The sequence below is a fragment of the Streptomyces canus genome (assembly GCF_030815415.1).
Lineage (GTDB): Bacteria > Actinomycetota > Actinomycetes > Streptomycetales > Streptomycetaceae > Streptomyces > Streptomyces canus_F.
The window spans coordinates 3,438,039-3,454,632 of the sequence record NZ_JAUSWW010000001.1 but is presented as its reverse complement, the minus strand read 5'-3'; the positions used below and the strand labels follow the sequence as shown (position 1 = coordinate 3,454,632).

At 70.1% G+C, this 16,594-nt stretch carries 10 protein-coding genes and 1 pseudogene; 5 read left to right on the top strand and 6 right to left on the bottom strand.

Annotated features, from left to right (window positions below; translation table 11 throughout):
• Positions 1 to 24 precede the first annotated feature (24 nt).
• The 4 genes from QF037_RS15685 to QF037_RS15670 all read left to right on the top strand — a co-directional run bounded on the left by QF037_RS15685 (position 25) and on the right by QF037_RS15670 (position 3,630).
• Positions 25 to 534: an Lrp/AsnC family transcriptional regulator gene (locus tag QF037_RS15685; RefSeq protein WP_307025682.1), complete on the top strand. Its 510-nt coding sequence runs from the start codon at positions 25 to 27 to the stop codon at positions 532 to 534.
• Positions 535 to 563: 29 nt separating this feature from the next.
• A complete protein-coding gene (locus tag QF037_RS15680; RefSeq protein WP_307025680.1) occupies positions 564 to 953 on the top strand; it encodes a MerR family transcriptional regulator in 390 nt (129 codons plus the stop codon).
• Entirely contained in the window at positions 950 to 1,264 is a 315-nt protein-coding gene (locus QF037_RS15675) for a thioredoxin family protein (protein ID WP_307025678.1), read from the top strand. Before QF037_RS15680 ends, QF037_RS15675 begins: the two co-directional genes overlap by 4 nt.
• Positions 1,265 to 1,416: 152 nt before the next feature.
• On the top strand, positions 1,417 to 3,630 hold the full coding sequence (locus QF037_RS15670; protein WP_307037180.1) for a HelD family protein: 2,214 nt from the start codon (positions 1,417 to 1,419) through the stop codon (positions 3,628 to 3,630).
• Here the strand turns inward: QF037_RS15670 and QF037_RS15665 are convergent.
• From QF037_RS15665 to QF037_RS15640, 6 genes and pseudogenes are all read right to left on the bottom strand, one after another.
• Entirely contained in the window at positions 3,627 to 4,499 is an 873-nt protein-coding gene (locus QF037_RS15665; RefSeq protein WP_307025676.1) for a hypothetical protein, read from the bottom strand. The genes QF037_RS15670 and QF037_RS15665 overlap by 4 nt on opposite strands.
• A 67-nt stretch (positions 4,500 to 4,566) precedes the next feature.
• Positions 4,567 to 6,969, bottom strand: coding sequence for a 1,4-alpha-glucan branching enzyme (gene glgB / locus QF037_RS15660; protein ID WP_307025674.1), 2,403 nt, complete (start codon positions 6,967 to 6,969; stop codon positions 4,567 to 4,569).
• A gap of 26 nt (positions 6,970 to 6,995) precedes the next feature.
• On the bottom strand, positions 6,996 to 8,366 hold the full coding sequence (locus tag QF037_RS15655; RefSeq protein ID WP_307025672.1) for a maltokinase N-terminal cap-like domain-containing protein: 1,371 nt from the start codon (positions 8,364 to 8,366) through the stop codon (positions 6,996 to 6,998).
• A gap of 83 nt (positions 8,367 to 8,449) precedes the next feature.
• A complete protein-coding gene (treS, locus tag QF037_RS15650; RefSeq protein WP_307025671.1) occupies positions 8,450 to 10,150 on the bottom strand; it encodes a maltose alpha-D-glucosyltransferase in 1,701 nt (566 codons plus the stop codon).
• Positions 10,147 to 12,232: pseudogene (locus QF037_RS15645) on the bottom strand (alpha-1,4-glucan--maltose-1-phosphate maltosyltransferase). Before QF037_RS15645 ends, treS begins: the two are co-directional and overlap by 4 nt.
• Positions 12,233 to 12,436: 204 nt before the next feature.
• Positions 12,437 to 13,639, bottom strand: a complete 1,203-nt coding sequence (locus QF037_RS15640) for a S8 family peptidase (RefSeq protein ID WP_307025668.1) — start codon at positions 13,637 to 13,639, stop codon at positions 12,437 to 12,439.
• A 294-nt stretch (positions 13,640 to 13,933) separates the two neighbouring features.
• Between QF037_RS15640 and QF037_RS15635 the strand changes: the two genes are divergently transcribed.
• Positions 13,934 to 16,552, top strand: a complete 2,619-nt coding sequence (locus QF037_RS15635) for a glycosyltransferase family 1 protein (RefSeq protein WP_307025666.1) — start codon at positions 13,934 to 13,936, stop codon at positions 16,550 to 16,552.
• Positions 16,553 to 16,594 lie beyond the last annotated feature (42 nt).

Below are 16,594 nucleotides of genomic sequence, written 5' to 3'. Positions count from 1 at the left end.
CATCCGCGTTCTGAAGGGGGAACCATGGGAGTTCGGTCCGTGGCACCGAAAGAACCTCGGCCGCTGCGTGCTGCCGCCGAGGAAACCTCGGTGGCCTTCGACGCGGTGGACCGGCAGATCCTGGAGCTCCTCCAGAGCGACGGCCGGATCAAGCTGAGCGAGCTGGGGCGCCGGGTGCGGCTGAGTCCGGCGGCGGTCACCGAGCGGGTGCGGCGGCTGGAGGCGGCGGGTGTGATCAGCGGCTACGGCGCCCATGTCGCCCCCGCCCGGCTCGGCTACGGCATCCAGGCGTTCATCCGGGTCAACCCGCACGGCGGCTACACCCTGAAGCACCCGAGGACCCTGGAGCTGATCGAGCGCCCCGAGATCACCGAGGTGCACCACGTGGTCGGCGAGGACTGCTGGATCCTCAAGGTCGCCGTCCGCGACACGGTCCATCTGGAGGAGGTCCTCGAATCGGTCTCCGCGCTGGGCCGCACGACGACCTCGATCGTGCTCACCTCTCCCGTGGAGCGCAAGCCCCTGTTGCCTTGACGTCGGGGTCAAGGCTTACGTTCGTACGCATGCGAATCGGCGAGCTGGCCGCACGGGCCGGGACCACGACGCGGACGCTGCGGTACTACGAGTCCCGGGGGCTGCTGCCCGCGCGGCGCGGCGACAACGGGTACCGGGCGTACGACGAGAGCGATCTGAAGCTGCTGCGGCAGATCAGGACGCTCCAGGACTTCGGGTTCGACCTGGAGGAGACGCGGCCCTTCGTGGAGTGCCTCAGGTCCGGGCATCCCGAGGGTGACTCGTGCCCCGCCTCGCTCGCCGTCTACCGGCGCAAGCTGACGGAGCTGGACGAGCTGATCGGCGAACTGCAGACGGTGCGGGCGCAGATCGGCGTACGGCTGTCGGCCATGGCCGGGGACGAACCACCGTTGTGCGAACTGGGAGGGCAGGAACTGTGATCGATGTGACGGACGCGGATTTCGCGGCGGAAGTGATCGGGTCCGAGATGCCGGTGCTCGTGGAGTTCACGGCCGACTGGTGCCCGCCGTGCAGACAGATGGGGCCCGTGCTGCGCGCCCTCGCCGCCGAGGAGGCCGACCGGTTCAAGGTGGTGCAGTTGAACGTGGACCACAATCCGCTGACCACGAACGCCTACAAAGTCCTCTCGATGCCCACGTTCATGGTGTTCCGCGGCGGTGAGCCGGTGAAGTCCATGGTGGGAGCCAGGCCCAAGCGCCGTCTGCTGGAGGAACTGGCCGACGTGATCTGATTACGCATAACGAAAAAATCCCCTCGGCAATTGCGCCGGGGGGATTTCTTTGCTTACACTCAATGGTTCGCGACTTTATGGGAATTCAGTCGCGGGAAGCTCAGTAGGCACAGTATATCGGCGTGGGAGTGGAATTGTCAAACAGCGGTGAAATTCGTGGTGAGCAGGAATTCATCGACACCCTGTACGCGCGCGTGGACGCCCTGCGCGGTCACACCGAGGCCGGTGTCACCGACGCGCTCGCCCAGGGCAACACGCCCATGCAGGCCCGCCTGGAGCGGGACATCCTGGTCGCCGAGCGCTCGGGGCTGCTCGCCGCGCTCAACGCCGTGGACGGCTCGCTGTGCTTCGGCCGGATCGATCTGACGTCCGGCACCAGTCACCACATCGGCCGGATCGGTCTGCGCAGGGACGACGCCGAGCGCACACCGGTGCTGATCGACTGGCGGGCCGCCGTGGCCCGGCCGTTCTACCTGGCCACCGGCCACACCCCGATGGGTCTGCGGCGGCGCCGGCACATCACCACCGAGGGCCGTGAGGTCACCGCCCTGCACGACGAGATCCTCGATCTGGGCGACGCGACCCGCACCGGCCACGAGGACCCGACCGGCGACGCCGTCCTGCTGGCCGCGCTCGACGCCGCCCGCACCGGCCGGATGCACGACATCGTGCAGACCATCCAGGCCGAGCAGGACGAGATCATCCGGGCACCGCACCGCGGGGTGCTGGTGGTCGAGGGCGGCCCCGGCACCGGCAAGACCGCCGTCGCCCTGCACCGGGCCGCGTATCTCCTGTACGAATACCGTGAGTTGCTGGCCAAGCGCGCCGTCCTGATCGTCGGCCCCAACCCCGCCTTCCTCGGCTACATCGGCGAGGTGCTGCCCTCGCTGGGCGAGACGGGCGTCCTCCTCGCGACGGTCGGAGAACTGTTCCCCGGGGTGAAGGCGAAGGCGACCGACACCCGCGAGGCGGCCGCGGTGAAGGGGCACGCCGCGATGGCGGACGTCCTCGCCGCCGCCGTACGCGACTGGCAGTCACTGCCCGACCCGGTGATCGCGATCGAGCACGAGCGCGAGATCCTCATGCTCGACGACGACCTCGTGCGGGTCGCCCGCGAGCGCACCCGCGAGGCCGGACTGCCGCACAACGTCGCCCGCGAGCACTTCGAGGGCCACATCCTCAACACGCTCACCGAGCTGTACGCCGAGCGCGTCGGCACCGACCCGTACGACGGCACGAACCTCCTCGACCCGAGCGATGTCACACAGATCCGCGACGAGATCGCCGAGAACCGTGAAGTGTGGGCAGCCATCGACCAGCTGTGGCCCCGCCTGACGCCACAGCGCCTGGTCGCGGACTTCCTCGCCGACCCGGTGGGCTACCTCCCCGACGAGGACGCGGCCGCGATCCGCCGCCCGGTGACCCGGGCCTGGACCGTGGCGGACGTACCGCTCCTCGACGAGGCGGCCGAACTGCTCGGCGTGGACGAACGGTTGGCGCGGGCACGGGCCGAGCGTGAGCGGGAGACCCAGGTCGCCTACGCGCAGGGCGTGCTGGACGTCTCCTACGCCTCCCGGACCTATGAGTTCGAGGACATCGACGACGAGGAGTCCGAGGTGCTGTCCGCGCACGACATCATCGACGCCGAACGGTTCGCCGAGCGGCAGGAGGAGGACGACCACCGCAGCGCCGCCGAACGCGCGGCCGCCGACCGGACCTGGGCCTTCGGGCACATCATCGTCGACGAGGCGCAGGAGCTGTCGCCGATGGCCTGGCGGCTGCTCATGCGGCGCAGCCCGACCCGCTCGATGACCCTGGTCGGCGACCCCGCGCAGACCGCGGAGGCGGCGGGCGTCGGCTCCTGGCAGAAGATCCTCGAACCGTATGTCGAGGACCGCTGGGACCACACCCGCCTGGGCGTCAACTACCGCACGCCCGCCGAGATCATGGAGCTGGCGGCAGCCGTCGTACGGGCCGAGAACCCGGACTTCGAACCGCCGAGCTCGGTGCGTTCGACGGGTGTACGGCCCTGGGTCCGCGCCACCGACGACCTCCCCGGCGCCGTGGCCAAGGCGGTCGAGGAGCTGACCCCCGCCGAGGGCCGGCTCGCGGTCATCGCCCCGCGCCATCTGCACCCCAGGCTGGCGGCGCACCTGGACGGGGTGACGGCGGGCGCCGAACCCGACCTCACCCGGACCGTCGTCCTCCTCGACCCGCGGCAGTCCAAGGGTCTCGAATTCGACTCCGTGCTGGTGGTCGAGCCGGGGCTGTACGGCACGAGCGATCTGTACGTGGCCCTGACCCGCGCCACCCAGCGGCTGGGGGTGCTGCACACCGGGCGGCTGCCGAAGGCGCTGGCCGGCTAGGGCGAGGGTGCCTCGGTCGTCGTCGTGGAGTGGTTCGGGTGCAGCGAGGGGGCGAGGGGCTCCAGTGACGCGCACAGGGCGGTCGGGAAGGCCGGCTCCCTGTCCCGCACGTCCTGGCAGCCCCCCTCCGCGGTGCGGAAGAACGACTTCCAGCCCGACTTCCCGGCCTTGAAGAACCAGCGGTCGCCCAGCCGGGACATGCACACACCGTCCGTCTGGTCGCCGCAGGCCGGACCCGTGGGCCAGGAGAAGTCCAGGACCAGCCACTTTCCGTCGCAGTGCTCCGCGTCGCGGAGGGTGTGCGCGGGTGCGCCGACCGCCTTCAGCGCCTGTTCGTAGGAGGGGGCGGTGCAGCCGGTGGCCGGAGGGGTGCAGCCCAGGTCGCCGCAGAGCCGCAGCGCGGGCGGACGGGCGCCCTCGGCGGTGAAGACGGCGCCGGGGTAGCCGACCACCAGCTCGCGGTCTCCCAAGGGCTCGGGCAGCTTGACGCGGGCCCTCGCCGTGGTCGTCTTCGCGCAGCCGTAGCTCCGGTCCCCGGACGGCGAGGCGAAGGTGACCTGGACCGGCACGGTGTTCCCGACGGGCTCGGTGAGTTTCGCCTTGAGGTCGCGCATACACGGGTTCGGGCCGCTGGGCACATCCACGGTGATGGTCACCGTGCGCCGGTCAGCGCCGATCTCGGCGCCGTTGATCTGGGTGCGCGTGGGCGCCGACAGCGTCCACCGGAGCGCGCTGGTCGCCGGGGACGCAGCGTTCGACGGTGAGGTCCCGCGGCCGGCCGTCTCGGTTCCGCACGCACCGAGCAGCAGGGCGGTGACAGCGCAGAGCGGGGCCGCCACGCCCGCCCCGCGCCTGATTCCGGATCGCATGAGCCCTCAACTCCCCCGTGGAGCACCGAAGTCGACCCTGCTCACTGTAAGGAGCGCAGCCCCCCGATCACGCGGGCCGTAGCCACACCGTTGCCAGCGGCGGCAGGACGAGGGTGATGCTGGCGGGGCGGCCGTGCCAGGCCGTCGCCTCCGGCTTGACCGGGTCGGGGTTGGTCACGTCCCCGCCGCCGTACTTGCCGACGTCGGTGTTGAGGGTCTCGTGCCAGACGGGGACGGAGTCGGGCACGCCGAGGCGGTAGTCGTGGCGGACGACGGGGGAGAAGTTGGAGACGGCGAGGAGGGGGTTTCCTTCGGCGTCCAGGCGCAGGAAGGCGAAGACGTTGTCCTCGGCCGCGTCTCCCACGATCCACTGGAAGCCGTCAGGGCTCGTGTCCAGCTGCCACAGGGCCGGGGTGTGGCGGTAGACGATGTTGAGGTCGCGGACCAGGTCCCGGACCCCGCGGTGGTCCGCTTCCGCGCCGTAGCCGGGGTCGAGGAGCCACCAGTCCGGGCCGTGTGCCTCGGACCATTCGGCGCCCTGGGCGAACTCCTGGCCCATGAAGAGGAGTTGTTTGCCGGGGTGGGCCCACATGAAGGCGAGGTAGGCGCGGTCGGTGGCGCGCTGCTGCCACCAGTCACCCGGCATCTTCGACACCAGGGAGCGTTTGCCGTGGACGACTTCGTCGTGGGAGATCGGCAGGACGTAGTTCTCGCTGTAGGCGTACACCATGGAGAAGGTCATCTCGTGGTGGTGGAACTTGCGGTGCACCGGCTCGTGCTGGACGTAGCCCAGGGAGTCGTGCATCCAGCCCATGTTCCACTTCAGGCCGAAGCCCAGCCCACCGAAGCCGCCGGGACCGATGTGGTCGGTAGCGCGGGTGACGCCGTCCCAGGCCGTCGACTCCTCGGCGATGGTCACCACGCCCGGCACCCGCCGGTAGACCGTGGCGTTCATCTCCTGGAGGAACGCCACCGCGTCCAGGTTCTCCCGGCCGCCGTGCTCGTTAGGCACCCACTGGCCGGGCTCGCGCGAGTAGTCGAGGTAGAGCATCGAGGCGACCGCGTCCACCCGCAGCCCGTCGATGTGGAACTCCTCGCACCAGTACACGGCGTTGGCGACCAGGAAGTTGCGCACCTCACGGCGGCCGAAGTCGAACTCCAGGGTGCCCCAGTCGGGATGCGCGGAGCGGAGCGGGTCCTCGTGCTCGTACAGGGGCCGCCCGTCGAACTCGGCCAGCGCCCAGTCGTCACGCGGGAAGTGGGCCGGCACCCAGTCCATCAGCACGCCGATGCCCGCCTGGTGGAAGGCGTCCACCAGGTACTTGAAGTCGTCGGGCGTGCCCAGCCGGGCCGTCGGGGCGTAGAAGCCGGTGACCTGATAGCCCCAGGAGCCGCCGAAGGGATGCTCGGCGACCGGCATGAGTTCGACGTGGGTGAAGCCGAGGTCCTTGACGTACGCCGGGAGCTGTTCGGCGAGTTGACGGTACGTCAGTCCCGGTCGCCAGGACGCCAGATGGACCTCGTACACCGAGACCGGAGCCTCGTGCGCCGGGGTGGCCGCGCGCCCCTCCAGCCACCCGTCGTCGTGCCACTCGTGATGCGAGGCGTGCACGATCGACGAGGTGTTGGGCGGGACCTCCGTACGGCGGGCCATCGGGTCGGCCCGCAGGGTCTTCGAACCGTCCTGCCGGGTGATCGCGAACTTGTACAGCTCGCCCTCGCCGATGCCGGGCACGAACAGCTCCCAGATACCGGACGAACCGAGGGAGCGCATCGGATACCCCGTGCCGTCCCAGAAGTTGAAGGTGCCGGCCACACTCACCCCGCGCGCGTTCGGCGCCCACACCGTGAAGCGGGTGCCGGTCACGCCCTGGTGGGTCATCGGCTCGGCGCCGAGCGCCCTCCACAGCTGCTCGTGCCGGCCCTCGCCGATCAGATGCAGGTCCAGATCGCCCAGCGCGGGCAGGAAACGGTACGCGTCCTCGGTCTCCTGGACGCTTCCCTCGTATGTCACGAGCAGCCGGTAGGCGGGGACCTCCTGCAGCGGCACGAGGCCCGAGAAGAACCCGTCGCCGTCGTCGTGCAGCTCCGCCCGCAGGGTTCCGGCGAGGACCGTGACGGAGATCGCGTACGGCTTGAAGACGCGGAAGGCTATGCCGCCGGGCACGGGATGGGCGCCCAGGACGCCGTGCGGGTCGTGGTGGGTGGCGGAGAGGAGACGGTCGCGGTCGTGGGCGTCGAGGGCGGGAGAAGCGGGCGGCACGACGGGCTCGGGTCGCGCCGGGGCCTTCTTGGCGGGAGCCTTCTTCGCCGGGGCCTTCTGGGCGGCGGCCTTCTTCACCGCCGGAGTCTCCTTCTTGGCGGCGGCCTTCTTGGTGACCGCCTTCTCCGCGGCCTTCTTCACGCTTTTCGCGGCCTTCTTGACCGACTTCTTCGGATCCGAATCGCTGGACGGGGGGCGCGGGGTCACGGGTGGAGCCTCCTCGGCAGTGCGGGTCAGATCAGATCGGATGTGGCGTACCGCTCGATCGCGGCCATCGGCACCGGCAGCCAGTCGGGACGGTGGCGGGCCTCGTAGACGACCTCGTAGATCGCCTTGTCCGTCTCGTAGGCCCGCAGCAGCACGGGATCGGTACGCGGATCGGCACCGGCGATCTCGGCGTACCCGGAGCAGTACGCGGCCCGGCAGGCGTGGGCCCAGCCCGGCATCGGGGGATCGGCCGAGAGGGCGGCGTAGTCGAAGGAGCGGAGCATGCCCGCCACGTCCCGCGCCGGCGGCTGTGGCATCCGCCGCTCGGCCAGCGGCTTCGACGGCTCACCCTCGAAGTCGATCAGCGACCACTGTCCGGCGGGCGAGCGCAGACACTGGCCCAGGTGCAGATCGCCGTGCACGCGCTGCGCGGTCCAGGTACGGCCCTCCGCGGCCAGGTCGGCCAGCGCGGTGAAGGCCGAGTGCAGCCCGGGGGCGTACGGGCGCAGCGAGGGCACCGCCTGCACGGCCGCCTCCAGGCGCTCGGTCATGCCGTCGACCAGCGGCTGCAGCTGGGCCGCGCCCAGGGTCACCGAGGGCAGCGCCCGGGCCAGCGCGGTGTGCACCTCGGCGGTGGCCCGCCCCAGCGCCCGCGCCTCCGCGGTGAAGTCCTCCCCCTTGGCCAGCTCGCGCAGCGCCAGCTCCCAGCCGTCCGCCGCGCCCTGGACGAAGGGCTGGAGCACACCGAGGACGTACGACTCCCCGTCGAGGTCGGCGTGCAGCCACCCCGTCGGCGCCGGTACCCGTGGGCAGCCCTCACGGGCCAGCGCCAGCGGAAGCTCCAGATCGGGGTTGACGCCGGGCACGATCCGGCGGAGCAGTTTGAGAATGAACGTATCTCCGTAGACCACCGACGAGTTCGACTGCTCGGCGGTCACCATGCGGGGCACCAGACCGGGCCGGATCTCCTGGCCCGGGTCCCGTTCGAAGCGCAGCCCGCCGATGCGGGCCTGGGCGCGCAGCGCCTCCAGGAGCACCTCGGCGGGCCGGGGGTCGTACAGGGCCTCGTACACCGTGCGTCCGGCGAGCGGGCCCTCTTCCATGTGACCGATCAGCGCGGGCGCCAGATGGGGTGGCAGCGCCTCGCGCACGCCTATGAGGAGCTGGTAGCAGTCGCCCGAGGTCATGGGCTGATGGGCCCGCACCAACAGGTGGTACAGGCCCAGCCTGCCGTCGACGGGGAGCAGTTCGGTCGCCGCGACCAGCGAGAACCCGGTGACCGGACGGCCCTTGCCCGCGAACCACCGCTGCCGTGGCAGCCACTCCCGCAGCAGTGGATCAAGAGACGCAAGGAGGGCGGGACTCGTCGTGGCAGTACGGATGACGGCTTCCGACATGGCGTCGCGTCCTTTCCCCGGGTGGGCGGGGTGTTACTGATGCGTGCCCCGGGCGGGACGGGGGAAACCGTCCCGCCGGGCTTCTAGAGCGCTTCCTTGCGGAGGCGGAACCAGTAGAAACCGTGCCCTGCCAGCGTCAGCAAGTACGGCAGGTCCCCGATGGCCGGGAACCGTACCCCGCCGAACAACTCGACCGGGTGCCGTCCGTTGAACGTGCTCAGGTCCAGCTCCGTCGGCTGTGCGAAGCGGGAGAAGTTGTGCACGCACAGGACGAGGTCGTCCTCGTACTCGCGCAGGAACGCGATGACGGCGGGGTTGGACGACGGGAGTTCGGTGTAGGAGCCGAGGCCGAAGGCGGGGTTCTGCTTTCGGATCTCGATCATGCGGCGGGTCCAGTGCAGCAGCGAGGAGGGCGACGACATCGACGCCTCGACGTTGGTGACCTGGTAGCCGTAGACGGGGTCCATGATGGTGGGCAGGTACAGCCGTCCTGGGTCACAGGACGAAAAACCTGCGTTGCGGTCCGGTGTCCACTGCATGGGGGTGCGGACGGCGTCGCGGTCGCCGAGCCAGATGTTGTCGCCCATGCCGATCTCGTCGCCGTAGTAGAGGATCGGCGAGCCGGGCAGGGACAGCAGCAGCGCGGTGAACAGCTCGATCTGGTTGCGGTCGTTGTCGAGCAGGGTGGCGAGCCGGCGGCGGATGCCGATGTTGGCGCGCATGCGGGGGTCTTTGGCGTATTCGGCCCACATGTAGTCGCGTTCTTCGTCGGTGACCATCTCGAGGGTGAGCTCGTCGTGGTTGCGCAGGAAGACGCCCCACTGGCAGCCGGAGGGGATCGCCGGGGTCTTGGCGAGGATTTCCGAGACGGGGTAGCGCGATTCGCGGCGCACCGCCATGAAGATGCGGGGCATGACCGGGAAGTGGAAGGCCATGTGGCATTCGTCGCCGCCGGACCGGTAGTCGCCGAAGTAGTCGACGACGTCCTCGGGCCACTGGTTGGCCTCCGCCAGCAGCACCGTGTCCGGATAGTGCGCGTCGATCTCCTTGCGGACCCGCTTGAGGAACTCGTGGGTCGCCGGAAGGTTTTCGCAGTTGGTGCCCTCTTGCTGGTAGAGGTACGGCACCGCGTCGAGGCGGAAGCCGTCGATGCCGAGGTCCAGCCAGAACCGCAGCGCGGAGATGATCTCCTCCTGGACCGCCGGGTTCTCGTAGTTGAGGTCCGGCTGGTGGGAGAAGAAGCGGTGCCAGTAGTACTGCTTGCGGACCGGGTCGAAGGTCCAGTTGGAGGCCTCGGTGTCGACGAAGATGATCCGGGCGTCCTGGTACTGCTTGTCGTCGTCGGCCCAGACGTAGTAGTCGCCGTAGGGGCCGTCGGGGTCGTTGCGGGACTCCTGGAACCACGGGTGCTGGTCGCTGGTGTGGTTCATGACGAAGTCGATGATGACGCGCATGCCGCGTTGGTGTGCGGAGTCGACGAACTCCACGAAGTCGGCGAGGTCGCCGAACTCGGGCAGGACAGCCGTGTAGTTGGAGACGTCGTAGCCGCCGTCACGCAGGGGTGACTGGAAGAACGGCGGCAGCCACAGGCAGTCGACGCCCAGCCATTGCAGGTAGTCGAGTTTGGCGGTGAGGCCCTTGAGGTCGCCGACGCCGTCGCCGTTGCTGTCCTGGAAGGAGCGGACCAGCACTTCGTAGAAGACGGCACGCTTGAACCAGTCGGGGTCCCGGTCCTTCGCGGGGGTGTCCTCGAAGGTGTCCTGGACGGGCTCGTTGACGATCATATTGTGGGTGACCCTCCGGTCTGCGGGGTGGACGGTCGCAGGACGGTGAGGATGTGCGCGGGGTGAGTGCCCGGTTCGAGGCGCACATAGTTCGCCCTGCCCCAGTGATAGGTCTCGCCGGTGAGCTCGTCGCGCACCGGCACCGACTCGTGCCATTCCAGGCCGAGTTGCGGCATGTCCAACGAGACCGTGGCCTCCTGGGTGTGGTGAGGGTCGAGGTTGACGACCACCAGAACCGTGTTCGAGCCGCTCCGCTTCGAGTACGCGATGACCGCTTCCTGGTCCGCGTGGTGGAAGTGGAGATCGCGCAACTGGCGCAGTGCGGGGCTCGCTCGCCTGATCCGGTTCAGCTGGGTGATCAGGGGGGTGATGCTGTCGGTGGTGTTCCAGTCGCGGTGGCGGAGCTGGTACTTCTCGGAGTCGAGGTATTCCTCGCTGCCCTCGCGCAGGGGGGTGTTCTCGCACAGTTCGTAGCCGCTGTAGATACCCCAGGTGGGGGAGAGGGTCGCTGCCAGCACCGCCCGGATCTCGAAGGCGGGCCGGCCGCCGTGCTGGAGACAGGCGTGCAGGATGTCGGGGGTGTTGGCGAAGAAGTTGGGCCGCATGTAGGCGGCCGCCTCACCGGACAGCTCCGTCAGGTACTCGGTGAGTTCTTCCTTGGTGTTGCGCCAGGTGAAATACGTGTACGACTGCTGGAAGCCGATCTGGGCCAGGGTGTGCATCATCGCCGGCCGGGTGAACGCCTCGGCCAGGAAGATCACGTCCGGGTCGGCGGCGTTGATCTCCGCGATCACCCGCTCCCAGAAGACCACCGGCTTGGTGTGCGGGTTGTCGACCCGGAAGATCCGCACCCCGTGCTCCATCCAGTACCGCAGCACCCGCAGCGTCTCCGCGACCAGGCCGTCCATGTCGGCGTCGAAGGCGATCGGGTAGATGTCCTGGTACTTCTTCGGCGGGTTCTCCGCATAGGCGATGGTGCCGTCGGGGCGGTGATGGAACCACTCCGGATGCTTGTGCACCCAGGGATGGTCCGGCGAACACTGCAGCGCGAAGTCCAGCGCGATCTCGAGCCGGTGCTCGCGGGCCCGGGCCACGAACCAGTCGAAGTCCTCGATCGTGCCCAGGTCGGGGTGGATGGCGTCGTGGCCGCCCTCGGGGGAGCCGATCGCCCACGGCACCCCGACGTCGTCCGCGGTGGCCGACAGGGTGTTGTTCGGGCCCTTGCGGAAGGTCGACCCGATCGGATGGATCGGCGGCAGATACACCACGTCGAACCCCATCGCCGCGATCGCCCCCAACCGCCGCGCGGCCGTGCGGAAGGTACCGTGCGGGCGCTGCGGCGTGCCCTCGGAGCGCGGGAAGAACTCGTACCAGGCCCCGTACAGCGCCCGCTCCCGCTCCACCAGCAGCGGCAGCGCCTCCGAGACCGTCACCAGCTCCCGCAGCGGATACCGCGCCAGCACCGCGTCCACCTCCGGCGTCAAACGCCCCCGCCAGCCGCGCCGCGGCCGGGCGGGTCTCGTCGCGGAGGGCCGCCACGGCGGCGCGGATCACCTTGCGCAGGCCCTCGCCCTTGGGGACGCCGTCGGCGGCCCGCTCGTACAGGCGCGCGCCGTCCTCCAGGACGAGGTCGGTGTCCATGCCCGCCGGGATCTTGATCTGGGCGTGGTGGCGCCAGGTGCTGATCGGATCGCCCCAGGCCTCGACGTGGAAGGTCCAGTGGCCGGGTTCACCGGCCGTGACGTCGGCGCCCCAGCGGTCGGTGCCGGGAACCAGTTCACGCATCGGGGTCCAGGGGCCCGGGCGGCCTTCGGGGTCTTTCAGTACGACGTTGGCGGCGACCGCGTCATGTCCTTCGCGGAACACGGTGGCCGAGATCTCGAACGTCTCGCCGGTGACCGCCTTCGCGGGCCGGCGTCCGCGCTGGACGATCGGACGGACGTCGAGGACGGGTATGCGCCCGATGCCGTCGCCGGTGGAGGGTGGCTCCGGAGGCGGTGGCTGGATGGCTGCCGAGTGCTGCTCGGCGGGTGTCTCGGTGCCGGCCGTCGGGGGTGCTGACGAGTGGTGCGTGGCGGGCATGACCGCTCCTGTCCGCGTCAACGTGGGTGGGCGGATGGCTGTGGGGAGGTGGGTCCTGCGTGGTGTTGCTGGGGGTTGTACCGGAGGAGCCTTCCCACCCTATTCGGGTGAGCAATCCGGCACTTTGTTAACTACTCACGCGTATGTCTACACACAAGACCGGCCCCGTTCGAGACGAACGGGGCCGGTTCCTGCACACTGTCGCTACGGGACCGGAACCTGCAGCAGTTTGTTCGGTGAGGCAAGCCCTCGGCCAGAGATTTTGCCGGAAACCGCCTGTGCGACCAGTGCCTTGGACACCTGTGCGGGTGTGGCCTTGGGGTGGTCGGCCAGATAGAGCGCGGCTGTGCCCGCCGCGTGCGGCGACGCCATCGACGTACCCGAGAAGGTGGCCTTGGCGGTGTCGGCCTTGTTGGATGCCGAGGTGATCGCGACGCCCGGGGCGAACAGGTCGAGGGCGGCGCCGAAGTTGGAGAAGTCCGCCCGCGCGTCCTTCTTGTCGCTCGCGCCGACCGTGATCGCCTGCCGGACGTTCGCGGGCGAGTACAGGCTCGCCGGCAGCGCGTCGTTGCCCGCCGCGACCGTGTACGTGACACCCGACTTGATCGAGTTGCGTACGGCGGCGTCGAGTTGGGCGTTGCGGTAGCCGCCGAGGCTGACGTTGGCGACCGCGGGCTTCCTCGCGTGCTTGGTCACCCAGTCGATACCCGCGATGACCTGGGCGGTCGTGCCCGAGCCGGCGTTGTCGAGGACACGGACGGCGACGACCTCGGCCCGCTTGGCGACGCCGTACTCGGTGCCCGCGATGGTGCCGGCGACATGGGTGCCGTGGCCGTTCCCGTCGCTCGCGGTCCGGTCGCCGCCGACGAAGTCCCAGCCGTAGCGGGCGCGTCCGGCGAAGTCCTTGTGCGAGATGCGGATGCCGGTGTCGATCACGTACACCGTCGCTCCGGCGCCCGCGGACTCGGGCCAGGTGTAGCTCTTGTCCAGCGGCAGATTCTTCTGGTCGACGCGGTCCAGCCCCCAGGACGGCGGGTTTCGCCGGCTGTGCTCCAGGGTCACACGGGTGTCCTGGGTGACCGACGCCACGCGGGAGTCGGCGGCGAGCAACGTGGCCTGTCTCTCGTCGGCCTCGACCGCATAGCCGTTGAGGACCGTGCCGTAGGTATGGCTTATTTTCGCCCCGTACATCTCGGCGACACTTCTTCCCGCCGACGACGGAGCCTTCGTTCCCCCCTTGAGAGTCACCAGGTAGCTTCCCCCGACGGAACCGGGGGTGCCGGCGCCGAGTATCTTCCCCTCCGGTGCGGCGTGCGCGGGCAGGGTGATGGCTGAAAGCGCGGCGGCACAGGTCACCGCGGTCAGGCCCCCCGCCCAGCGCAGACGCCATGTGCGCGTCCGTGCCATGGTGTGAGTTCCCCTCCTCGACTCGGCGTACGACGGCCGTGGTGCACCGGGAGTCGACCGGCGTGGCCGATACGCCACCCGCAGCCTCTCGTGGGGTGCGAAGCCACCACAAGGACGCCTACGGGGGCGGAATCGGCCATACCGTCCATGGGAGGCGCGTGAAGGTTGCGGCGTTTTCCGGTCTGTCTGCTTCAGCTGCACCGTGGTTACGACGGCCGCCGCCCTATACCGTCGACGGTGACGACGGGGCGCACAGCGCGGTGCGTCCCCCTCCGCACGTCGTACGAGGTGGCAATGAAGGCTATCCGTCGCTTCACCGTCCGACCCGTACTGCCCGAACCCCTCCGGCCGCTGAGCGACCTCGCGCGCAATCTGCGCTGGTCCTGGCATGCGGAGACCCGTGACCTGTTCCAGTCGGTCGACCCGGAGTGCTGGGCCGCTTCGGGCTGCGATCCCGTACGCCTGCTGGGCGACGTACCGCCCCGGCGCCTCGCCGAGCTGGCGGAGGACCGCCGCTTCCTGCGCCGGCTGACGGCCGCCGCGGACGATCTGCACGACTATGTCTCCGGCGCGCGCTGGTACCAGGCGCAGTACGGCGAACTCCCCGCCGCCGTCGCCTACTTCTCACCCGAGTTCGGCGTCACGGCGGCCCTGCCCCAGTACTCCGGCGGTCTGGGCATCCTGGCGGGCGACCATCTGAAGGCGGCCAGTGACCTGGGCGTCCCGCTGATAGGCGTGGGCCTGCTGTACCGGCACGGCTACTTCCGCCAGTCGCTGTCCCGCGACGGCTGGCAGCAGGAGCACTATCCCGTCCTCGACCCCAACGAGCTGCCCGTGGCGTTGCTGAGGGAGGCCGACGGCACGCCCGCCCAGCTGTCACTGGCCCTGCCCGGCGGCAAACAGCTGCACGCCCGGATCTGGCTGGCCCAGGTCGGCCGCGTGCCCCTGCTCATGCTCGACTCCGACGTCGAGGAGAACGATCTCGGCGAACGCGGGGTGACCGACCGGCTCTACGGCGGCGGCAGCGAGCACCGCCTGCTCCAGGAGATGCTGCTGGGCATCGGCGGGGTCCGGGCGGTCCGCACGTACTGCCGGCTGACCGGCCACGCCGCACCCGAGGTCTTCCACACCAACGAGGGCCACGCCGGGTTCCTGGGGCTGGAGCGGATCGCCGAACTGGGCGATCAGGGCCTCGATTTCGACGCGGCACTGGAGGCGGTCCGGGCCGGGACGGTCTTCACCACCCACACCCCCGTCCCCGCCGGCATCGACCGCTTCGACCGCGAACTGGTCGCCCGGCACTTCGGGGCGGATGCCGAGTTGCCGCGCATCGACGTCGAACGGATCCTGCGGCTCGGCATGGAGACGTACCCGGGAGGCGAGCCCAATCTGTTCAACATGGCGGTGATGGGCCTGCGCCTGGGGCAGCGTGCGAACGGCGTCTCGCTGCTCCACGGGCAGGTCAGCCGCGAGATGTTCTCCGGACTCTGGCCGGGATTCGACCCCGACGAGGTGCCGATCACCTCCGTGACGAACGGGGTGCATGCGCCGACCTGGGTCGCCCCGGAGGTCTTCCGGCTCGGCGCCCGGCAGATCGGCGCCCAGCGCACCGAGGACGCGCTGACGGTCGGCGGCTCGGACCGGTGGGACGCGGTGGGGGAGATCCCCGACCAGGACATCTGGGAGCTGCGCCGGGTGCTGCGCGAGCAGCTGGTGACGGAGGTGCGGGAGCGCCTGCGCGTGTCGTGGCGCCAACGAGGCGCGGGAACGGCCGAGTTGGGCTGGATCGACGGGGTGCTGGACCCGGACGTCCTGACGATCGGATTCGCGCGACGCGTCCCGTCGTACAAGCGACTGACGCTGATGCTGCGCGACCGGGACCGTCTCATGGACCTGCTGCTGCACCCCGAGCGCCCGATCCAGATCGTGGTCGCGGGGAAGGCGCACCCGGCGGACGACGGCGGAAAGCGCCTGGTCCAGGAGCTGGTTCGGTTCGCGGACGACCCGAGGGTGCGGCACCGGATCGTGTTCCTGCCGGACTACGGCATGGCGATGGCGCAGAAGCTCTACCCGGGCTGCGACATCTGGCTGAACAATCCGCTGCGCCCGCTGGAGGCGTGCGGGACGTCAGGGATGAAGGCGGCGCTCAACGGCTGCCTCAACCTGTCGGTCCTGGACGGCTGGTGGGACGAGTGGTTCCAGCCCGACTTCGGCTGGTCGATCCCGACCGCGGACGGCACGGGGACGGATCCCGACCACCGGGACGACGTGGAGGCGGCGGCGCTGTACGACCTGCTGGAGCAGCGGGTGACGCCGCGGTTCTACGAGCGGGGGCAGGGCGGGCTGCCGGACCGCTGGATCGAGATGGTCCGCCAGACCCTGACCTTGCTCGGCCCGAAGGTGCTGGCCGGCCGCATGGTCCGGGACTACGTGGAGCGCCTCTACACGCCGGCCGCGCACGCGCATCGCGCGATGACGCCGGACCTGGCGCGGGAGCTCGCGGTCTGGAAGGCGCGGGTGCGCGGCGCCTGGTCCTCGGTCACCGTCGACCACGTCGAGACGTCGGTCGCGACGACCACGGCGGAACTCGGGTCCACGCTCGGGCTACGGGTGCGGGTGGGGCTCGGTGAGCTGAGCCCCGAGGACGTCGAGGTCCAGGCCGTGTCCGGGCGCGTGGACGAGGAGGACCGGATCGCGGACGCGATGACGGTTCCCCTGAAGCCCGTGGGCGGGCCCGACCCGGAGGGGCGGTGGGTGTACGAGGGGCCGCTGTCACTGGACCGGACGGGGCCCTTCGGATACACCGTCCGCATCCTTCCCTCTCATCGGCTGCTGGCGTCCGGGGCGGAGCTGGGGCTGGTGGCGGTGCCGTCGGAGGACGTGGTGGAGGCGGCGGGCGTGCTGATGAGGTGACAGGCGCGGGTGCTCGCCGGGCGGCTGGCGCGGCCCGGGCAG

Coding starts and splice junctions, on each gene's coding strand:
- QF037_RS15680 (WP_307025680.1), top strand. CDS start 564: ATGCGAATCGGCGAGCTGGCCGCACGGGCCGGGACCACGACGCGGACG.
- QF037_RS15685 (WP_307025682.1), top strand. CDS start 25: ATGGGAGTTCGGTCCGTGGCACCGAAAGAACCTCGGCCGCTGCGTGCT.
- QF037_RS15635 (WP_307025666.1), top strand. CDS start 13,934: ATGAAGGCTATCCGTCGCTTCACCGTCCGACCCGTACTGCCCGAACCC.
- QF037_RS15665 (WP_307025676.1), bottom strand. CDS start 4,499: ATGCGATCCGGAATCAGGCGCGGGGCGGGCGTGGCGGCCCCGCTCTGC.
- QF037_RS15640 (WP_307025668.1), bottom strand. CDS start 13,639: ATGGCACGGACGCGCACATGGCGTCTGCGCTGGGCGGGGGGCCTGACC.
- QF037_RS15655 (WP_307025672.1), bottom strand. CDS start 8,366: ATGTCGGAAGCCGTCATCCGTACTGCCACGACGAGTCCCGCCCTCCTT.
- treS (WP_307025671.1), bottom strand. CDS start 10,150: ATGATCGTCAACGAGCCCGTCCAGGACACCTTCGAGGACACCCCCGCG.